This is a genomic window from Streptomyces sp. NBRC 110035 (assembly GCF_000829695.1).
GTDB lineage: Bacteria > Actinomycetota > Actinomycetes > Streptomycetales > Streptomycetaceae > Streptomyces.
Window position 1 is genome coordinate 1 of record NZ_BBNN01000041.1, and the last position, 18,263, is coordinate 18,263.

15 protein-coding genes, 2 rRNA genes and 1 pseudogene are annotated in these 18,263 nt (G+C 70.4%); 6 read left to right on the top strand and 12 right to left on the bottom strand.

The window, feature by feature from the left end; genetic code table 11:
- Both TU30_RS27055 and rrf read left to right on the top strand, forming a co-directional pair.
- Window positions 1-314, top strand: a 23S ribosomal RNA gene (locus TU30_RS27055); the annotation flags it as partial.
- A 99-nt stretch (window positions 315-413) separates the two neighbouring features.
- Window positions 414-530: ribosomal RNA gene (gene rrf / locus TU30_RS27060) — 5S ribosomal RNA — on the top strand.
- A gap of 60 nt (window positions 531-590) precedes the next feature.
- Here the strand turns inward: rrf and TU30_RS27065 are convergent.
- The 3 genes from TU30_RS27065 to TU30_RS27075 form a co-directional block, all read right to left on the bottom strand.
- Window positions 591-1,274, bottom strand: a complete 684-nt coding sequence (locus TU30_RS27065; protein ID WP_042174739.1) for a response regulator transcription factor — start codon at window positions 1,272-1,274, stop codon at window positions 591-593.
- Entirely contained in the window at window positions 1,271-2,578 is a 1,308-nt protein-coding gene (locus TU30_RS27070; protein ID WP_199816900.1) for a histidine kinase, read from the bottom strand. Before TU30_RS27070 ends, TU30_RS27065 begins: the two co-directional genes overlap by 4 nt.
- 846 nt (window positions 2,579-3,424) lie before the next feature.
- Window positions 3,425-4,483 (bottom strand): aldo/keto reductase, encoded by a 1,059-nt coding sequence (locus tag TU30_RS27075; RefSeq protein WP_042174743.1) that lies wholly within the window; start codon window positions 4,481-4,483, stop codon window positions 3,425-3,427.
- Between the two features lie 105 nt (window positions 4,484-4,588).
- On the opposite strand from TU30_RS27075, the gene TU30_RS27080 reads away from it, so the two are divergent.
- A complete protein-coding gene (locus TU30_RS27080; protein ID WP_042174745.1) occupies window positions 4,589-5,203 on the top strand; it encodes a TetR/AcrR family transcriptional regulator in 615 nt (204 codons plus the stop codon).
- A gap of 403 nt (window positions 5,204-5,606) precedes the next feature.
- Here TU30_RS27080 and TU30_RS27090 read toward each other — a convergent pair whose 3' ends face one another.
- Window positions 5,607-6,512, bottom strand: coding sequence for an oxidoreductase (locus TU30_RS27090; RefSeq protein WP_042174749.1), 906 nt, complete (start codon window positions 6,510-6,512; stop codon window positions 5,607-5,609).
- A 62-nt stretch (window positions 6,513-6,574) separates the two neighbouring features.
- Here TU30_RS27090 and TU30_RS27095 point away from each other — a divergent pair, with 62 nt between their 5' ends.
- From TU30_RS27095 to TU30_RS27105, 3 genes and pseudogenes are all read left to right on the top strand, one after another.
- Window positions 6,575-7,192, top strand: a complete 618-nt coding sequence (locus tag TU30_RS27095) for a TetR/AcrR family transcriptional regulator (protein WP_042174751.1) — start codon at window positions 6,575-6,577, stop codon at window positions 7,190-7,192.
- Between the two features lie 43 nt (window positions 7,193-7,235).
- Window positions 7,236-7,526 (top strand): annotated as a pseudogene (locus tag TU30_RS27100) (TetR-like C-terminal domain-containing protein); the annotation flags it as partial.
- A gap of 101 nt (window positions 7,527-7,627) precedes the next feature.
- Window positions 7,628-8,806 (top strand): GDSL-type esterase/lipase family protein, encoded by a 1,179-nt coding sequence (locus TU30_RS27105; protein WP_042174754.1) that lies wholly within the window; start codon window positions 7,628-7,630, stop codon window positions 8,804-8,806.
- A gap of 428 nt (window positions 8,807-9,234) precedes the next feature.
- Here the strand turns inward: TU30_RS27105 and TU30_RS27115 are convergent, their stop codons facing one another.
- From TU30_RS27115 to TU30_RS27150, 8 genes are all read right to left on the bottom strand, one after another.
- Entirely contained in the window at window positions 9,235-10,938 is a 1,704-nt protein-coding gene (locus TU30_RS27115) for a type VI secretion protein (RefSeq protein WP_042174759.1), read from the bottom strand.
- Window positions 10,939-10,954: 16 nt separating this feature from the next.
- Window positions 10,955-12,370 (bottom strand): ATP-binding protein, encoded by a 1,416-nt coding sequence (locus TU30_RS27120; protein ID WP_042174762.1) that lies wholly within the window; start codon window positions 12,368-12,370, stop codon window positions 10,955-10,957.
- 13 nt (window positions 12,371-12,383) lie between these two features.
- Window positions 12,384-13,943: an SCO6880 family protein gene (locus tag TU30_RS27125; RefSeq protein WP_042174763.1), complete on the bottom strand. Its 1,560-nt coding sequence runs from the start codon at window positions 13,941-13,943 to the stop codon at window positions 12,384-12,386.
- On the bottom strand, window positions 13,940-15,265 hold the full coding sequence (locus TU30_RS27130; RefSeq protein WP_042174765.1) for a hypothetical protein: 1,326 nt from the start codon (window positions 15,263-15,265) through the stop codon (window positions 13,940-13,942). The genes TU30_RS27125 and TU30_RS27130 overlap by 4 nt, the downstream gene beginning before the upstream one ends.
- Window positions 15,255-16,085 carry a hypothetical protein gene (locus TU30_RS27135; RefSeq protein ID WP_042174767.1) on the bottom strand — a complete coding sequence of 277 codons (831 nt, stop codon included), beginning with the start codon at window positions 16,083-16,085 and terminating at the stop codon, window positions 15,255-15,257. Before TU30_RS27135 ends, TU30_RS27130 begins: the two co-directional genes overlap by 11 nt.
- Before the next feature lie 201 nt (window positions 16,086-16,286).
- Complete coding sequence (locus TU30_RS27140) at window positions 16,287-16,595, bottom strand: hypothetical protein (RefSeq protein ID WP_042174769.1); 309 nt, start codon at window positions 16,593-16,595, stop codon at window positions 16,287-16,289.
- A gap of 205 nt (window positions 16,596-16,800) precedes the next feature.
- Window positions 16,801-17,154 carry a DUF397 domain-containing protein gene (locus TU30_RS27145; RefSeq protein WP_042174772.1) on the bottom strand — a complete coding sequence of 118 codons (354 nt, stop codon included), beginning with the start codon at window positions 17,152-17,154 and terminating at the stop codon, window positions 16,801-16,803.
- 9 nt (window positions 17,155-17,163) lie between these two features.
- Window positions 17,164-17,958, bottom strand: a complete 795-nt coding sequence (locus TU30_RS27150; RefSeq protein WP_063837662.1) for a helix-turn-helix transcriptional regulator — start codon at window positions 17,956-17,958, stop codon at window positions 17,164-17,166.
- Window positions 17,959-18,263 lie beyond the last annotated feature (305 nt).

Below are 18,263 nucleotides of genomic sequence, written 5' to 3' on the forward strand. Positions count from 1 at the left end.
AGAACGTCGTGAGACAGTTCGGTCCCTATCCGCTGTGCGCGTAGGAGTCTTGAGAAGGGCTGTCCCTAGTACGAGAGGACCGGGACGGACGAACCTCTGGTGTGCCAGTTGTCCTGCCAAGGGCATGGCTGGTTGGCTACGTTCGGGAGGGATAACCGCTGAAAGCATCTAAGCGGGAAGCCTGCTTCGAGATGAGGACTCCCACCTCCATGAGAGGGTAAGGCTCCCAGTAGACGACTGGGTTGATAGGCCGGATATGGAAGCACGGTAACGTGTGGAGTTGACCGGTACTAATAGGCCGAGGGCTTGTCCTCAGTTGCTCGCGTCCACTGTGTTGGTTCTGAAACCACGAACGACCCCGTGTTCCGCCGTTTTTTCGGCGGGGTGCGGTGCGGTTGTCTGTTTCATAGTGTTTCGGTGGTCATGGCGTAGGGGAAACGCCCGGTTACATTCCGAACCCGGAAGCTAAGCCTTACAGCGCCGATGGTACTGCAGGGGGGACCCTGTGGGAGAGTAGGACGCCGCCGAACAATTTTTGAGGGAAAGCCCCGTGCCATTCGGCACGGGGCTTTCTGCGTTTAAGGTCGGGTTTATGTCGGCTTCACCAGCTTGGTGTCGTAGGCCAGGATCACTGCCTGGATGCGGTCCCTCGAGCCCGTCTTCGCGAGGATGCGGCCCACGTGGGTTTTCACCGTCGATTCGGCGAGGTGGAGACGGGTGGCGATCTCCGTGTTGGTCCAGCCCTGGCCGATGACGGTGAGGATCTCGCGTTCGCGTTCGGTGAGGGAGTCCAGGCGGGGGTCGGTGAGCGGGGCTGTGGGCGAGGAAGGGCCCTGGCTGGTCGGTGCCGGCAAGTGGTGGGCGTAGGCGTCGAGGAGACGGCGGGTCAGGCCGGGTGCGACGACCGCGTCTCCGGTGGCCACGGAGCGGATGCCGGAGAGGAGGTCCTCCGGCTGGGCGTCCTTGACGAGGAAGCCGGAGGCGCCGGCGCGGAGGCCTGCGTAGGCGTACTCGTCGAGGTCGAACGTCGTGAGGATGAGGACGCGGGTGCGGTCGCCGGCGGCGACGATGCGGCGGGTGGCCTCGATGCCGTCCATGCAGGGCATGCGGATGTCCATCAGGACGACGTCGGGGTGCAGTTCGGCGGTCATACGGATCGCTTCGCTGCCGCCCGGTGCCTCGCCGAGGACCGTCATGTCGTCCTGGCTCTCCAGCAGCATGCGGAAGCCGAAGCGCTGGAGGGGCTGGTCGTCGGCGATGAGGACGGTGGTCACTGCGGGGGTTCCTCCGGAAGGTGCAGGTGGACGCGCCAGCCCTGTTCGGGGTGGGGGCGTGGGCCGGCCTCAAGTGTGCCGCCGTGCAGGGCGGTTCGCTCGCGCATTCCGGGGAGGCCGCGGCCGTCGGCGGGAGCGTGGTGTGCTGCGGTACCGGTGTCGGTGATCGTGGCTGTGACGGCGCCCCGGTTGCCGTAGGCGAGGGCGATCTCGGCGATGGCGTTCGGGCCGGCATGCTTGAGGGTGTTGGTGAGGGCTTCCTGGATGACGCGGTAGACGGTGAGCTGGCGACCTGCGGGGAGGCCGGGGCGGCCTTCGACGGTGGTGTGGACGGGGAGGCCCGCGGCGCGGACGCCGCTGACGAGCTGGTCGAGGTCGGTGAGCGTGGGCTGGGGAGCCAGCTCGGCGGGATGGGCCGGCTGGTCCTCGTCCCGGAGGACGTCCAGGAGGCGGCGGAGTTCGCTCATGGCCTGGCGGCTGGTGGTGCCGATGGCGTCCAGGGCCTGGGCGGCGCGTTGTGGTGACTTGGTGGCCGCGTACTTGCCGCCGTCGGCCAGGCCGGTGATGACGGAGAGGTTGTGGCCGATGATGTCGTGCATCTCGCGGGCGATGCGGGCACGTTCGGCGGCGGCTGCCAGCTGGGCCTGCTGGTCGCGTTCGGTTTCAAGGCGTTGGGCGCGGTCTTCCAGGGCCTCGGTGTAGTTCCGGCGGGTGCGGACCGTGACGCCGATGAGGGCCGCCACGACGACGGACGTCAGCTGTGAGCCGATCTGCTGACTCCATTCGCCCTCTCCGTAACGGGCCGTGGAGACCGCGACCGGGGTGAGGACGAGCACGGTCGCCCACCACAGGGTGCGCAGCGGGAGGCGCAGGGCGATGTGGTGGACGACGACGAGTTGCAGCAGGGCTGCCTGGAGGGCAGCTCCGGTCCAGGCGTTGACCAGGGCGAACGGGGCCATGGTGAGCAGGACCGCCGCGGGGTGGGTACGGCGCCGCAGGAGAGGGACGGACAGGCCGAGGCTCAGGACGAGCAGGAGCCGGCCGGGGGTGTCCGGGTTGTGGGTGACGTTGCGCCAGCCGCCGCCCGCGTAGTCGATGAGGGCGGCTGTCACCCAGAAGCCGGTGAAGTGCAGGTCCCACAGCAGCGGGTGGCGCCGGTCGAAGGCGCGCACCCGCCGGGTGACGCGTTGGACGTACCGGGTGAGGGGTTCTGCGGCGCGTTGCTCGCCGGTGGGCTTGTCCTCCCTCGCCTGCCTCGTCCCCGGTGCTGTCGTCCTCGTCGTATCCGTCGCCACGTGGTCCATGGTGGTCGGTCCGTCCGCCGGGCGGGAGAGCGAGGGGGACAGGTGAGCCGGCCACCGACTGGAGGACCGGGCGGGACACGTCGGGTGCCGCGGTGTCGGGTGCCCCGGCGGGACGTGGGCACCGCCGTTGCCGCGAGGGGGTTGCCGCCCGCGTCCCCCACGGCCGGCGGCCGTGGGGGACGGTGCGTCCCTGTGCCGTGGTCATGCTTCGATGTTCGTCCGCGCGAGGACGGCGGGCGTCGGACCGCGGGTGGTATTCCGGCTGAGGGTGGTCGTACCCGGGTACTACGGTGCCCGGTCGGCCGGCGGTTCATCCGGGCCGTCGGTGGGGGCGCGTCGCGCACCCCGTTCTCTCCTGTGCGGAGGTGCCGACCAGGGGGTACCCCGCCCGGGGCGCCGGTCGCCACCACCTCCGGAATCGGCAGCGGTAGCAGCGGCGCCAGCCGGGGGAGAAGCCCTGCCTCCCCCGCGACGGCCCCGGCGCTGCCGGGGCGCAGTGGCAGCCGGACCGTCAGGTCCTCGCCGAGCCGGTAGATCGCGTCGACCGTGCCTCCGGAGGCGAGCCGGGCGATCGGCAGGTCCGCCCACCGGGGAACTGGGCGCGCAGCAGCCGCCGGACCAGGCCGGCATCGGTCTCGGCCCCGTCCGTGTGCGTCCTGCCCGTGCCACCACCAGGTCTCTCGGCCCCTGCCAGGATCGTCGCACGGCCGGACCGTGACCCAACGTTCCTGCCCGTCGGCCTCGTTACTTCAACTGCCTTGATCCAGAAGGGTGTCGGGTGGAGTGGTGCCTTGCCGACCGGTCCTGGGGGGCGTGTTCGTCGGCTCCGGTCGCCTGCCGCCGATGTCATGCGGCGGGCAGCGGCGCGGCATCACCCACGGGTGGGTTGAGGCGGGCGAAGCCTTCCTGGCGTTGGTAGGGGAAGTACGGGTAGGGCGCTGTCCTGCCGCTCGCCGCATGGAGTTTGGCCAACTGGTCGGGCGTGAGGGCCCAGCCGATGGCGCCGAGGTTCTGGCAGAGCTGTTCCTCGTTGCGGGCGCCGATGATGACGGAGGAGACGGTCGGCCGCTGCAGCAGCCAGTTGATGGCGATCTGCGGAATCTTTTTTCCGGTCTCCTGCGCGATCTCGTCGAGGGCGTCGACCACGCGGTAGAGGTGTTCGTCCTCGACCGGCGGACCGTGGTCCGCGGTGCGGTGCAGTCGGCTGTGAGCCGGCAGGGGGTGGTCGCGGCGGACTTTGCCGGTGAGCCGTCCCCAGCCGAGAGGGCTCCAGACGAGGGCTCCGAGGCCCTGGTCCAGCCCGAGGGGCATCAGCTCCCATTCGTAGTCGCGGCCGATGAGGGAGTAGTAGACCTGGTGTGCGACATAGCGTGGGTGACCGTACTTCTCCGCGATCGAGAGGGACTTCATCGCCTGCCACCCGGAGAAGTTGGAGATGCCGAGGTAGCGGACCTTTCCTTCGCGTACGAGATCGTCGAGTGCGGACAGGACTTCCTCGACCGGCGTGCCGGCGTCGAAGGCGTGCAGCTGGAACAGGTCGAGGTGGTCGGTGCCCAGCCGGCGCAGGGCGTCCTCGCATGCGGTGATCAGGCGCGAACGGGAGGAGCCGGCGTCGCCCGGGCCGTCCCCCATCGGCAGGCTGGTCTTGGTGGACACGATCACCTGGTCCCTGCGGCCTTTGATCGCTTTGCCCAGTACTTCCTCGGAGGCGCCGCCGGAGTAGACGTCGGCGGTGTCGAACATCGTGATCCCGGCGTCCAGGCAGATGTCCACGAGACGACGTGCTTCTCGCGCGTCGGTGGTGCCCCAGGCGCCGAACAGCGGTCCCTGGCCGCCGAAGGTGCCTGTGCCGAAGCTCAGTGCGGGGACCTTGAGGCCTGATGCGCCCAGCCGCCTGTATTCCATGATGGTCTCTCTCCTGCCGCTCGACCCATCTAATGGTTCTTTGGTTCCGTTAAGATGGCCCCCAACGTAGCAGGCGTGAGCGATTAATGAAACTGGAGTTCCGTTATGGCGTTCGAGGGTGCGGATCCGGGGACCGTCCGTCCGGGAGGGCGCACGGCGCGGGTGCGGACGGCGGTGCTGCGAGCGGTGGGGGACGCCTTGGCGGAAGGTGGCTTCGGCCACCTGGACCTCGCCGACATTGCACGCCGTGCCGAGGTGGGCAAGACCACCGTCTACCGACGCTGGGGAACGGTGACCGGCCTGGTGGCCGACCTGCTGCTGGACATGGCGGAGCACTCGTTGCCACGGACCGAGACCGGCTCGCTGCTCGGCGATCTCAAGGCCAACGCCCGGCTCGTGCAGCGCACCTTGGCCGACCCGAGGCAGGGAGCGCTGTTCAAAGCGGTGATCGCCGCAGCCACCTGCGAGGCGAAGACGGCCGAGGCCCTGCGTCGTTTCTACGACATCCGCGTCAAGGAGTGGGCACCCTGCGTCCAGCAGGCCGTCGACCGGGGCGAGGTGCCTGAGGGCACCGATGTCCACGAAGTGATCCGTGCTGTCTCCGCCCCCCTCTACTACCGTCTGCTGACCACCGGCGACCGCCTCGACGAAGCCGCCGCGGACCAGGCGGCCGCGGCCGCCGCAGCCGCAGCGCGTGCGGGAGCGTACCTGCGGGAGTGAAGGGGGCCCTGAGCGACCGGTTTCCCTCGTCCGTCGCTGAATGCGGGTCACCGCGTGTGACCTGTGCGGGCGCAAGGGCTCCAGCTTGCCCACGGCCTCGGCGGGGAGCTGGGCAGTGATCCCGCCGGACTGTTCGCCGCACCGCATCGAAGCTCGTCCGTGAGGAGGTCAAGGGCGTCGGGCCGCGAGGGTCCGGTTACGAGGGTCCGGCTCGTCGTGCACTCCGCCAACGGGCGTGCTCCCGGCTTCTGCCGAAAGGCGGGGTCCACCGAGGCCGAGGTGACCGTGCCGCTGGAGGGGAGGCCGGGCGAGCGCGGGACCGGGATGGTCGTCGAGCGCTGAGCGGCACCGGCATCGGCACCGGCACCGGTCCTGGTGCCGGGACGGCCGATGTCGGCACGGGTCAGGTGGTCCGGAGGGCGTGGCGGGGGAAGGCGACTCCCGTCAGGTCTTCGGAAACCTCCCACAGGCGGCGGGCCACCTCGGTGTCCTGTGCCTTCGCCGAGCGGCCGACCAGTTCCGGGGCGCCGCGGGTCTCCATGAAGCCGCTCGGGCCCGCGTAGCTGTTGCCGGGGAGGTCGGCGACGGCCGCGTAGAGGGTGGGGAGGGCGCCGGTCTCCTCGCTCTGTGTGAGGAGGCCGGCCACCGCGGTCTTCACGCGGTGGCGGACCCGGCCCCGGCCGTCGTACCTCAGCAGGTTGGTGGCGGCCAGGCCCGGGTGCGCGGCGGTGGCGATCACGGGGGAGCCGGCCTCGGTGAGCCGGCGCTGGAGTTCCGAGGTGAACAGCAGGTTGGCGAGCTTGGACTGGGCGTACGCGGGCATCGCCCGGTACGGCTTGCGCTCCCAGTTCAGGTCGTCGAAGTCGATCGAGCCCATCTTGTGACCGTTGGACGAGAGGGTGACGACCCGGCCCCGGATCCGCGGCAGGAGGAGGTTGGTGAGCGCGAAGTGGCCCAGGTGGTTGGTGCCGAACTGCAGCTCGAAGCCGTCGGCCGTGCGGGAGAAGGGCGGGATCATCACGCCCGCGTTGTTGACCAGTACGTCGACGGGGTCGGTGAAGTCCTCGGCGAACGCGTGCACCGAGGAGAGGTCGGCGAGGTCGAGCCGGTGGACCTCGGTGGGGCCGGATGCCCCGGCGGCTGCCTCGCGCCCTTTCCCGGTGTCGCGTACGGCGAACACGACGCGCGCGCCCTTGGCGGCGAGGGCGCGCGCGGTGACGCGGCCGATCCCGCTGTTCGCGCCGGTGACGACGATCGTGCGGCCGGTCATGGACGGGATGTCCGCGGTGGAGAACGCTGAGGGTGCCATGCGCCACAAAGTAGACGCCGACAACAAAGTAGTCAACGGATACACGCTGTTAGGGTGGGGCCATGTCAGACGTGACCGCGGACGCCGCCGAAGAGAGGCCCTACCATCACGGCAACCTCCGGGCCGCCCTGCTCGACGCGGCCGCGCGCGGCCTGCGGGAGCGTGGCGCGGACCAGCTGTCGCTGCGCGACCTGGCTCGGGAGGTCGGCGTCAGCCACGCCGCGCCGCGTCGGCACTTCCCGGACCGCCAGGCACTGCTCGACGCGCTCGCCGAGGACGGGTTCGCCCGGCTGGACGCAGCGCTGCGCACCGCGCCGACGGGCCCGGACGAGGACTTCCCCTCGCGCGTACGGGCCGCCATGACGGCCTACACCCGCTTCGCCACCGAGAACGCGGCGCTCCTCGAGCTGATGTACACCAGCAAGCACCGGCCGGGCGCGGAGCGGATCGTCAAGGCGGCGGAAGCGCCGCTCGGGCTCATGAACGACCTGATCACCCAGGGCCAGGAGCAGGGGGCGCTCCAGGCGGGCGAACCCGAGCGGATCGGGATCGTCCTGTTCGCGACCCTCCAGGGCATCGCTTCGATCATCAACGGCAACATCGTCCGGCCGGAACTGCTCGACGGGCTGGTGGGGACCGCCGTCGAGCAGTTCCTGCGCGGTGCCCGCCCGCTTGGGTGAGGCCCCTGACGCCTGCCCTGCGCCCACAGCAGAAGCTCACAGTGGCGAGCATCCCGGTCGCTACGCCTCCGCCCGGCTCAGGCTCGACCCCGAGACGGCGGCCGCCAGTGCGGGGGTGCGGCACGCGCAGATGACGCGGGCGATCCTGCGCGGCTACGACCTGACGGAGCCGGACCAGACGCACGCGGTCCGGATGCTGGGCAGTGTCTTCCACGGTTATGTCAGCCTGGAGGCGGCCGGGGGCTTCAGCCACACCGCCGTCGACTCGCAGGAATCCTGGACCTGGATGCTGGATTCCCTCGATGCTCTGCTGCGGAACCGGACCACGCCCTGACCGGCGGGGGCCGTGCCGCCGCAGGCGGCCCACCGCGCCGCGCACCGGCGCGTACCCGAACCCGTCCGAAAAACCTGACCAACAGGCTGGGGCAATGAGCAATGAGCAATGAGCACGACTGGATCATCACACCCGTCACCGCGGACATCCTGCGCGGTTTCCTCGACGTGGAACCGACCGCGCACGGCCTGCTGCCGCATCGGCTGCCCGCTCGGGCACGTCGGCAGATCCCTGACGACCAACTGGCCATGGCCGAGGCCCAGCCCTCCGGCGTGCGGTTGGCCTTCCGCACCCGGGCCACCACCATCGAACTGGACACGCTGCCCACCAAGCGGGTCTACCGGGGTTTCCCGGCCCCGGCGGACGGCGTGTACGACCTGCTGGTCGAGGGCCGACTCGCTGCCCAGGCCACGGTGACCGGCGGTAACGTCCGCACGGTTGTCGACATGGTCACCCAGGCCGCCGAACTGCGCGAGGGCCCTGCCGGTACCGCCCGGTTCGCCGACCTGCCGGCGCGCGACAAGGACGTCGAGATCTGGCTTCCGCACACGGAGATCACCGAGCTGATCGCCCTGCGCACCGATGCTCCGGTGGAGCCGGCACCGGACCGCGGGCGCAGGGTGTGGCTGCACCACGGCAGTTCCATCAGCCACGGCTCGAACGCCTCCCACCCGACCGCTGTCTGGCCGGCCCTGGCCGCGGCCCGGGGCGGCGTGGAACTGGTCAACCTGGGATTCAGCGGCAGCGCGCTGCTCGACCCGTTCACCGCCCGTGCGATGCGGGACGCCCCCGCGGACCTGATCAGCCTCAAGATCGGCACAAACATCGTCAACGCCGACGTGATGCGCCTGCGCGCCTTCACCCCCGCGGTCCACGGCTTCCTCGACACCATCCGCGAGGGGCATCCGACCACGCCGCTGCTGGTCGTGTCCCCCACTCTGTGCCCGGTCCAGGAGGACACTCCCGGCCCCCTCGCGCCCGACTTCGACGGCAGGACCCTGCGGTTCAAGGCCACGGGCGACCCCGCCGAACGCGCCGCCGGGCGCCTGACGCTCAACGTCATCCGTGATGAACTCGCCCGGATCGTCGAACAGCGGGCGGCCGACGACACGAACCTGCACTACCTCGACGGCCGTGACCTCTACGGCGAGAAGGACTACGCCGAACTGCCACTGCCCGACGAGATCCACCCCGACCCCGCAGGGCACCGCCGCATCGGCGAGAACTTCGCGCGGCTCGCGTTCGGCGACGGCGGCCCCTTCGCCGTCAGGACGGGCTGACCACACCGCGGTCACGCAGACCGCGGTCGCTACGCGGTCTCGCTGATGCCGGGGGAGTTCCCGCCCGCGTGGTCGACGCGGGCGCCGGTCGCCGAGCGCAGGCACATGAGGGCGGCTGTGGTGGTGGCGGGCGGGGCGACGAGGGCGCCGATGCTGTCGAGACCGTCCAGCAGGGTGCCGCCGCGGGGCGATGACGGACGTTTCCGGGACTGCTTCGGCGAACTCGGGCCCGGACCCGCAGGGCCGGGGGGAGAGCCCGGAGTACCGGACCGGCCCACCCTCGCACGGGCCGGACAGCACGATGACCGGTGCCCGTCCGACACCACCGGGATCACGGACCTCTCCGGCGAGGAGAACACGCCCGGCGTCAGAACACGCCCGGCGTCAGAACGCGCCTCGCCGCAGGCGTCGCGCGAAACCGATCGTTCTCATCGGTAACCGCTGTACCGGTTCTCCCCGAGGCCGAGGCCGTCGTGCGGCCAGCGGGCCCGGGACTGCTCGCGGGAGCGGAGGAGGGCCAGGGTGGGCATGCCCCGGTCCGGGCCGGTGGCCAGCAGGTCCGGGAGCTGGGGGAGCGGGGCCACGGCCGCCACGTCGTCCAGGACCAGCGTGAATGGTGGGTCGAGCCGACCGGAGGATGACCGTTCGGCCATGCGCCGGCCGTGCTCGACCACGCTTGCGGTGAGGGCTGTCAGCAGCGGCATCGCACCCGGACGGGTACGGGGGTCCTCGACGGACTCACCCACCACATACAGTGTGCCCCCTTCGTGGACGAAGGAATCCAGGGCGAGCGCATCAGTTCGGTCGGGTGTGCAGGCCTCGCGGACGTTGACCGTCGACAGGGCCGACAGCGCACGCGTCGTCAGCTGCTGGGCGATGTCCCGGCGTTCCGGGTGGGCGGTGAGCGTCGACTCCAGTTCGCCGGCGGCGCCCGGGGCGGCCTTCGGGCTGGTGCGCAGGATGCGCACAGCCTCCTGGACCTGGGTGCCCTGCGCCCAGCGGTGGACGTGGCGGACGGTACGGCCGTCGACGGCGGCGGCGTGCAGGTAGCAGCGCAGGAGGGTCTGCGCGGTGTCGCTGACGGCCTGGTCGAGCCGGGAGGCGGGGCGGACCGGGGCCAGCAGGGAGGCGGCGCGCGCGACGGCCGTGTCCTTGTCCTCGCAGCCGCTGGTGGGCGACCAGTGGAGACGGGCCGGGGTGTCGCAGCGGTGGGTCGGGTCGTAGAGGTGGGTGGGGCCGAGCTTGGCCCGCGCGCCCTTCGTCTCCTCCCAGAGGGCGGGGTTCGAGGTGAGGACGAGGGCGGGGCCCTCGGCGTCCCGTACGGCCGTGGCGGCGGTGGCACGACGGGCCTCCGGGGGACCGTAGAACACCGGGTCGGAGGAGGGGACGGAGAGAGCCGGCGACAGGGGCGGGAGGGCTTCGGCGGAGGTGGCTCGCCCTTCCTGCGGCGGGGCCGTGACGGGGAGCGGTTCTACCGCCCGGTCCCGGTCCAGGTCCCGGCCCAAGTCCCGGCCCTGGTCCAGGTCCCGTCCCCGTCCCCGGTCCAGGTCCCGTCCCCGTCCCCGTCCCCGTCCCCGGTCCCGGTTCTGGCCCTGGTCCAGGTTCTGGTCCCGGTCCGGTTCCCGTGCGGGCTCGGGTGCCGTTCTCGGGGTCGGTACCTCGTGCCGGGCCGGCTCCGGCGAAGGTTCCGGCTTCGCCGGGGAGACCGTCGAAGCCCTCGACGCCGCGCGCCCCGCCGCACGCTCCGCCTTCTGCCTGGCCCGCACCGCCCGCCACCGGGCCACCGTGCCCAGGACGAAGACGGTGAGGACGACCAGCAGCATCAGCTGGCCGATGAACAGGCCCCAGAACAGCCCGTATCCCGAGAGGGCGGAGGCCGGGGCGTCCGGCCAGGCGCCCGGGATGTCGTGGGGCTGGGAGACGAGGTGGCGTATGGCGACCGGGGTGCGGGTGAAGGTGACGCCGGGGGGCCAGGAGCCGCGGGCGAAGAGGCCCGCGAGGCCCGTGGCCGTCCACACCATCAGGGTGATGCCGAGCAGGAACGCGAGCAGCCCGACCAGCAGCCCGTCCGGGACGCCGCCCTGGCCGTTCCGTGGCTGACCCTGTCCGCCGCCGTGACCGTCCGGTACCACGTCGGTTCCCTTCCCCCTACGCCACCGTCGATTCGGAGTCGCCGATGTGCTGTTCCACGAAGGCCGCCGCCCGTTGCTCCGCCTCCAGCTCGGCGGCGCGCAGGGCGTCGTCGGCGGCGGCGAGCTCGACGGAGGACTCGGTCATCGCGCGGTCGGTGAAGACCAGCGGGCGTTCCGTCTCGGTGATGAGGTGCTTGACCACCTGCACGTTGCCGTTGACGTCCCAGACCGCGATGCCCGGGGTGAGCGAAGGGATGATCTCCACCGCCCACCGGGGCAGGCCCAGCACTCTGCCCGTCGCCCGTGCCTCGTCGGCCTTCTGGGCGTAGATGGTCCGGGTCGACGCCATCTTGAGGATGGCCGCCGCCTCCTTCGCCGCCGCCCCGTCCACCACGTCGGACAGGTGGTGGACGACCGCGACGAACGACAGGCCGAGCCGCCGCCCGAACTTGAGCAGCCGCTGGAACAGCTGTGCCACGAACGGGCTGTTGATGATGTGCCAGGCCTCCTCGACCAGGAAGATGCGCTTCTTGCGGTCGGGGCGGATCCAGGTGTGCTCCAGCCAGACACCGACGATCGCCATCAGGATCGGCATGGCGATGGAGTTGCGGTCGATGTGGGACAGGTCGAAGACGATCAGCGGCGCGTCCAGGTCGATGCCGACCGTCGTCGGGCCGTCGAACATGCCGCGCAGGTCACCGTCGACGAGCCGGTCGAGCACCAGGGCGACGTCCAGGCCCCAGGCCCGTACGTCGTCTATGGCGACGTTCATCGCTTCCGCCGACTCCGCCTCCGGGTGGCGCAGACGCTCCACGATGTCGGTGAGGACCGGCTGGCGTTCGACGATCGTCTCGGTGACGAAGGCGTGCGCGACCTTCAGCGCGAAGCCTGCGCGCTCGTCCAGACCGTGCCCCATCGCGACCTCGATGATGGTGCGCAGCAGGGCGAGCTGGCCGGTCGTGGTGATCGACGGGTCGAGCGGGTTGAGCCGGATGCCGTGGTCCAGGGCGGCCCTCGGGTCCAGCCGGATGGGAGTGATGCCGAGTTCCTGCGCGATGAGGTTCCACTCGCCGACGCCGTCCTCGCCCTGCGCGTCCAGGACGACGACCTGGCGGTCGCGGAAGCGCAGCTGGCGCATGACGTACGTCTTCTCCAGCGCCGACTTGCCGTTGCCGGATTCGCCGAGGACCAGCCAGTGCGGTGCGGGGAGCTGCTGGCCGTAGAGCTGGAACGGGTCGTAGATGTAGCCCTTGCCGGAGTAGACCTCGCGGCCGATGATGACGCCGGAGTCGCCGAGGCCGGGGGCGGCGGTCGGGAGGTAGACGGCCTGCGCCTGGCCCGTGGAGGTGCGCACCGGCAGCCGTGTCGTCTCGACCTTGCCGAACAGGAACGACGTGAAGGCGTCGGTGACGACGGACAGCGGATCCCGCATCAGGACTCAGCCCCTACCTTCGAATGCCGGTGGCGAACGGGAGTGTGTTCACGAAGGCGCGGTGGTGCTCGCGGTCGCACCACTCCAGCTTCAGGTACGACTTCCCCGCCGACGCCCTGATGGTCCGCTTGTCGCGGGCCAGCGCCTCGGGGGTGCGGGAGGACACGGTGATGTAGCCGACCAGGTTGACGCCGGCCGCGCCGCTGGCGAGGTCCTCGCCGCGCTGGTCGAGGCGGCCGTGGGCGGCGATGTCGCGCGGGTCGACCGTGCGGTTCATCTTCGCGGCGCGGGAGGCCTCGGCCTCGTCGTTGGTCTTCTCCGTCAGCATGCGCTCGATGGCGACCTCGGTGGGCTCGAGGTCCATCGTCACGGCGACCGTGCGGATCACGTCCGGGGTGTGGACCAGGAGCGGGGCCAGGAAGTTGACGCCCACCGGGGTCATCGGCCACTCCTTCACCCAGGCCGTGGCGTGGCACCAGGGGGCGCGGGTGGAGGACTCGCGGGTCTTGGCCTGGAGGTAGGTGGGCTCCATGGCGTCGAGCTCGGCCGGCCAGGCGTTGCGCTTGGTCATCGCCTGGATGTGGTCGATCGGGTGGTCCGGGTCGTACATGGAGTGGATCAGCGAGGACAGGCGGCTCTGACCGAGCGGCTGCCGGACGCGGATGTCGGCCTCCTGGAGCCGGGAGCAGATGTCGGTCAGCTCACGGGCCATGACGACGGCCAGCCCCGCGTCCCGGTCCACCCTGCCGCGCCCCTGGGTGCGCATCGCGCGCGCCATCGCGTTGGCCTCGGCGGCCAGGTCGCGCGTGTAATGCATACAGGCGACGAGGTACGCGCGGTGCTGCTCGCTGCTGGTCGACACCATCGACTGCAACTGGTCGTAGGACTGCTGGAGCCACGGCGGCGCCTTGTCGTCCCCGCGCTGCGAGACGTCCTTGGCGTGCGCGTCGGGATCGGCGGGCAGCGTACGGGCGAGCATCTGGATGCGGGTGACGAAACCGTCGCCGTTGGCCACGTGCTTGAGCAGCGTGCCGAAGCGGTCGACGAGCGCCTCCTGGTCCTCCGAGTCGCGCAGGCCCACGCCGGGGCCCTCGATCTCGATGGCGGCGGTCACCGTCTTGCGGTCCGCGTGCAGCTGCACGGCGATCTCGTCGGGCCCGAACGGGGCGGCGAGCCAGGTGATCCGGCCGATCCCCGGCGGCGGGCCGACCTCGACCTCCCGGCCGTCCAGCCGGGTGCCCGCTTCGACGACACCCGAGCGGTACGTCGTGCCCTGGCGCAGGGTCCGCTTGTAACTGCGGTTGATCTCGAACCACTTGTAGAAGGTACGGCCCCGGTAGGGGACGTACACGGCCGCCAGCGCGATCATCGGGAGGCCCGCGAGCAGCACGATCCGCAGGGTCAGCACGGGCACGAGCAGACCGGCCATCATGCCGAAGAACGCGCCGACGACGATCAGCGCGATCTCACCGGTCTCGCGATTGCGGCCGACGATCGCGTTCGGCCGGGCGCGGCCGATCAGATACGTACGGCGGGGCGTGACCGGATGGGACACATGGGCTTCGGTCGTCAACGCCCTTCACCTCCCGTGCTGTTGTTGCTGTTGCGGTTCCCGTGGGGCGTGCTCACCGGGCTGCCCTGGCGGGGGGCGGGTGCGGCGGAGGGGACAGCTCCGCCGCCGCCGTTCGAGGTGCGTGCGCTGTGCGCGGCGACTCCGCCGGAGACGGGGTTGGACGGGCGGGCACCGCCGGACGACCGACCACCTCCGCCGCCGCCGTTGTTGTCGGCGCGCGTGCTGTGGGTCTTGATGCCCTGCGCGACCATCGTCGCCGGGGAGGCCATGACCGCCGCGGCCTTGCCTTCGGCGCCCTGCATGAGGCGGTTGCCGCGCGAGTTCGCGATCTCGTCGCCGAAGCCCGGCACGAAGCGGTAGATCATCGCGCTGGCGAAGATGGCCAGCAGGATGATCGCCAGGCCGGACACCACGGCGGAGAACGCGTTCGGGCCGTCCTCGTTGGACAGCGCGCCCGCCAGGCCCAGCACTATCACGATGACCGGCTTCACCAGGATCACCGCGATCATGATGCCCGCCCAGCGCCGGACGTGGCCCCACAGGTTCTTGTCGACCAGACCCGCGTAGACGACCGTGCCCAGCAGCGCGCCCACGTAGAGCAGCGCGGCACGGATGACCAGCTCCAGCCACAGCACACCGGCCGCGACGATCGACACCAGCGAGACGACGATCAGCATGATCGGGCCTCCGCCGATGTCCTCGCCCTTCTCCAGGGCGCCGGCGAACGTGCCGAAGAACGTGCTCGTCTGATCGCCGGTCGCCTTCGCCAGCACGTCGGTGACACCGTCCGTGGCCGACACGATCGTGTAGAGGATCAGCGGGGTGAACGCCGAGGCCAGCACCGTCAGCCACAGGAAACCGATCGCCTCGGACAGGGCCGTCGTGAGGGGGACGCCCCGCACGGCCCGCTTGGCGACCGCCATCAGCCACAGCAGCAGCGTCAGGATCGTCGACGCGGCGAAGACGACCGCGTACTGCTTGAGGAACGTCGGGTTCGTGTAGTCCACGGCCGCGGTCTCGTCGACGGCGGCACTGAGCTTCTTGATCGTCCAGGACGCGGCGTCGGCGCAGCCCTGGGCGAGGGAGGCGAGGGGGTCCAGGGCGGAGGTGGGGTTGTCGAGGGTGCCGGCTCCTCCGGAGCCGCCGTCGGTCTCTTCCTCGCAGCGTGCCAGGGCGGGGCCGCGAATCAGGTCGCAGGGATCGTTGCTGTCTTCAGGGGCCGGCGTGGGCGCGGCGACAGCCCGGGTGGCTAGTAGGACCGCAGTGGCCTGTACGACGACGACAGCGGTTGTGAGCTTGAGGAAGTGGCGGTTAGCGCGCATACGTGAACCCTCCGAACTCCTCAACAGCCTTCGTCATGTCCTCGGCGGTGGAGGCTTGCTGGTCGCGTCCGACTGGAACGGGACCGTCCTTCTGCTGGAAGTCTGTGATCTTCCAGTCGTTTTCGACCCACTTCAGCTGGTACGTGGTCGTGTACCAGCTTTCCGTCACCGGGTTGCTCGACCTCTCGCCGGAGAGACCGAACAGGGACGTGTACCAGACCTCGACAGTGGCATCGTTATCGGTCGACTTTGTGACCTTGGTTCCCACCGGGATCACACGCGAGATGAAAGTCTGTCCGGCGGGAGCCTTGCCGTCCTTGTCGAGGCCGATGTTCGCCAAGAACTCTTCGTTGGAGTACGCCCGGTCAAGGTCCGCCTGCCGAGCGGCAGCGACCTCGGGGGTGTAGACGGCCGTGGTGATCTCGCGTCGACGGTCCGTGTTGAACAGGTCGGCTGACCCCAGCGCGACGGAATAGTTGGCCGCCGCGCTCTCCGCCCCCTGGCGGTCCCGGGCGAAGCCCGACGGGATGCCGGCGTTCGCCGACCGGACCGGCTTCTCCCCCGAGGGGGCCGTCGCCTCCGCCTTCGGGGAGTCGTCGTCCCCACCCGATGCGGAATCGTCTCCTCCGCGGTTCGCGAAGGCGATCGCGGCGATCAGGAGCACCACCACGCCGACCACCGTGACCAGGCTCCGGGACGACGTGCGGCCGCCGCCTCTGCGCCCGCCGCCGTGCGGGCCGCCGCTGTCCGGCATGCGGGTACGGGTCTGGCCCGAGCCGCCGTACCCGCCGGTGTTCTCGTACTCGTCCCCGAGACTCATACCGCCTGCGCCCCCTCAGCGTCGTGCGGAAACACCTCGTACCCCGCGTACTCCTGGTACGACGGTAGCCGTGCTGGTCCCCGCGCGGGCGCGGTGTTATGAGTCGACATCAGGGAAACGCAACCTCGGGCGGTGGGCGCGACGGGCGGGTGGGGTTGAGGGGAGGCCGGGCGTGCCCGGTCGGACGCATGGGGCGGGGCCCTAAACGGCCATTCCGTACACGATGGTGAACACCGTGCCCAGTGAACCGATGATGAACACGCCTGTGAGACCGGCGATGATCAGGCCCTTGCCCTGTTCCGCGCTGAACGTGTCCCGCAGCGCCGTTGCACCGATGCGCTGCTTCGCCGCGCCCCAGATGGCGATGCCGAGGCAGATCAGGATGGCGAGCGCCATGACCACTTCGATCATGACCTTGGCCTCGTTGCCCAGGCTGCCGAAAGGACCCCAGTCGGGAGCGATCCCACCGATGATGGTGTTGATGTCTCCCTCGTCGGCCGCGAAGAACATGTAAGTCACCGCCCCTGTCGGGTCGTTCCAGGCCTCTGCTGGCGCAGAGGTCAGGGCCCATTGTCGCCGACGATGGCGCCGTCGCATGCCGACTCGGCGTCATTAGTTGGCGGGTTTTGTATGAATAACCGCTGTCACCGGCGCGCGCCGGTCCCCGGGAGGGGCGCGGGTCGATGGGTGAGGAGTCGTATCATCACTCTGTGTATCACGTTCGGGCCAAGAAATGGTCGAACTCACCCGCACGCACACCCCGGACGAACGTGTCCCACCTGGGCCGGTCCGTCGTGACGGCGGTGCCGGGGGTTGCGGCGGCACGGATACGGACCGTGTTGTCCTCGCCGAGGACCACTTCGATGCCGGTCGGCCGACCGACCGTCACCTCCCTTTCCCCCTTGAGTGCCTGAACGAGGGTCGAGAAGGCGCCGGGCGTCGTGGTGAGTATCGCTCCGCTGGGGTCGGCGGACTCGGTTATGTGGATGGCCCGGGCGGTTGCGGCTACGTGGACGCAGGACTCGCCTTCGCCGCAGTACGAGGACATCTGCCAGTGAAATGTGTGCATGACTGCCTCTCAGGTGGACTGGATGATCCGGTGGATGAGGGCCCGGCTCTCGATCTCGATCAGGCTGATGGCCAACAGCCGGTCGAGGACCTTGCGGTACTTCTCCAGCTGGGCGTCGGCGTCCAGCAGGGGGGCGATGCCGTGGGACTGGTCGAGCTGGACGGTGTCGAGCGCCGGTACGGGGCCGTGCACGTAGTAGACGGGTTGTCCGGCTCCGGGGAAGCCGCCCGCGTCGAAGGGGATGACGTGGACCGAGATGTTGGGATACTCGCTCATCTTCAGCAAGTGCTTGAGCTGTCGTTTCGCCACATCCCGACCGCCGAACCTCATGTGGAGGGCGGCCTCGTGGATGATCGCCCGGTAGGGGATGGGCTGCTTGCGGAAGATGACGGCTTGGCGCTTGATGCGGAACGAGGTTCGGTGTTCCAGGTCGGGAGGTGAGAGGTCCGGCACCACCTGGTGGAACACCTCGCGGGCGTGGTCCCTCGTCTGCAGGAGGCCGGGGATGCCGGAGGTGTGGGCGGTGCGTAGCGAGGTGCCGTGATGTTCCAGTCCGGCCAGGTCCAGCAGTCCGGTCGGCAGGATGTCCCGGTGCTCCTCCCACCAGCCCCGTCGGCGTTCGCCGGTCATCGCGGCGAGCCCTTCGACGAGGTCCTTGTCGGGGCAGTCGTACTGGCAGGCCAGTGTGCGGACGCGATCGGCGCTGACCGGCTGGTGTCCTGACTCCATGATGCTGATCTGGGCCTGCTTGGTTCCGAGGAGTTGTGCGGCCTCCGTCGAGGTCAGGCCGGCACGCTCGCGCAGTTACGGACCCGCGGGTGCCGCCCGGCTTCGGCGGCACCGTACCGCTCGCCGTACCGCCCGCCGCCCCGCCGGACGAGTCCGGGAACGGGCGGGGGCTGCCGCTGGTGCGGGCGTGTGCGTCCGCGTGGGGTGTGGGGGCCGTGGGGGAAGGGAAGGTCCTGTGGGCGGAGTGCGGCGGTTGACGCCGTACCCCGTGGTGCGTTCCGGCTCGTGCGGCGCGTCCGTTGCTCCCCTCACATGATCACTCCGGAGAGGGACGCCCGCCTCTACACTGACCACGGACGTGGGCAGTGGGCGGCGTACTT

Bases quoted from the DNA above. Each gene is read 5' to 3' on its own strand.
- TU30_RS27070 (WP_199816900.1), bottom strand. From the start codon at position 2,578: ATGGACCACGTGGCGACGGATACGACGAGGACGACAGCACCGGGGACG.
- TU30_RS27075 (WP_042174743.1), bottom strand. From the start codon at position 4,483: ATGGAATACAGGCGGCTGGGCGCATCAGGCCTCAAGGTCCCCGCACTG.
- TU30_RS27080 (WP_042174745.1), top strand. From the start codon at position 4,589: ATGGCGTTCGAGGGTGCGGATCCGGGGACCGTCCGTCCGGGAGGGCGC.
- TU30_RS27090 (WP_042174749.1), bottom strand. From the start codon at position 6,512: ATGGCACCCTCAGCGTTCTCCACCGCGGACATCCCGTCCATGACCGGC.
- TU30_RS27095 (WP_042174751.1), top strand. From the start codon at position 6,575: ATGTCAGACGTGACCGCGGACGCCGCCGAAGAGAGGCCCTACCATCAC.
- TU30_RS27105 (WP_042174754.1), top strand. From the start codon at position 7,628: ATGAGCAATGAGCACGACTGGATCATCACACCCGTCACCGCGGACATC.
- TU30_RS27120 (WP_042174762.1), bottom strand. From the start codon at position 12,370: ATGCGGGATCCGCTGTCCGTCGTCACCGACGCCTTCACGTCGTTCCTG.
- TU30_RS27130 (WP_042174765.1), bottom strand. From the start codon at position 15,265: ATGCGCGCTAACCGCCACTTCCTCAAGCTCACAACCGCTGTCGTCGTC.
- TU30_RS27135 (WP_042174767.1), bottom strand. From the start codon at position 16,085: ATGAGTCTCGGGGACGAGTACGAGAACACCGGCGGGTACGGCGGCTCG.
- TU30_RS27140 (WP_042174769.1), bottom strand. From the start codon at position 16,595: ATGTTCTTCGCGGCCGACGAGGGAGACATCAACACCATCATCGGTGGG.
- TU30_RS27145 (WP_042174772.1), bottom strand. From the start codon at position 17,154: ATGCACACATTTCACTGGCAGATGTCCTCGTACTGCGGCGAAGGCGAG.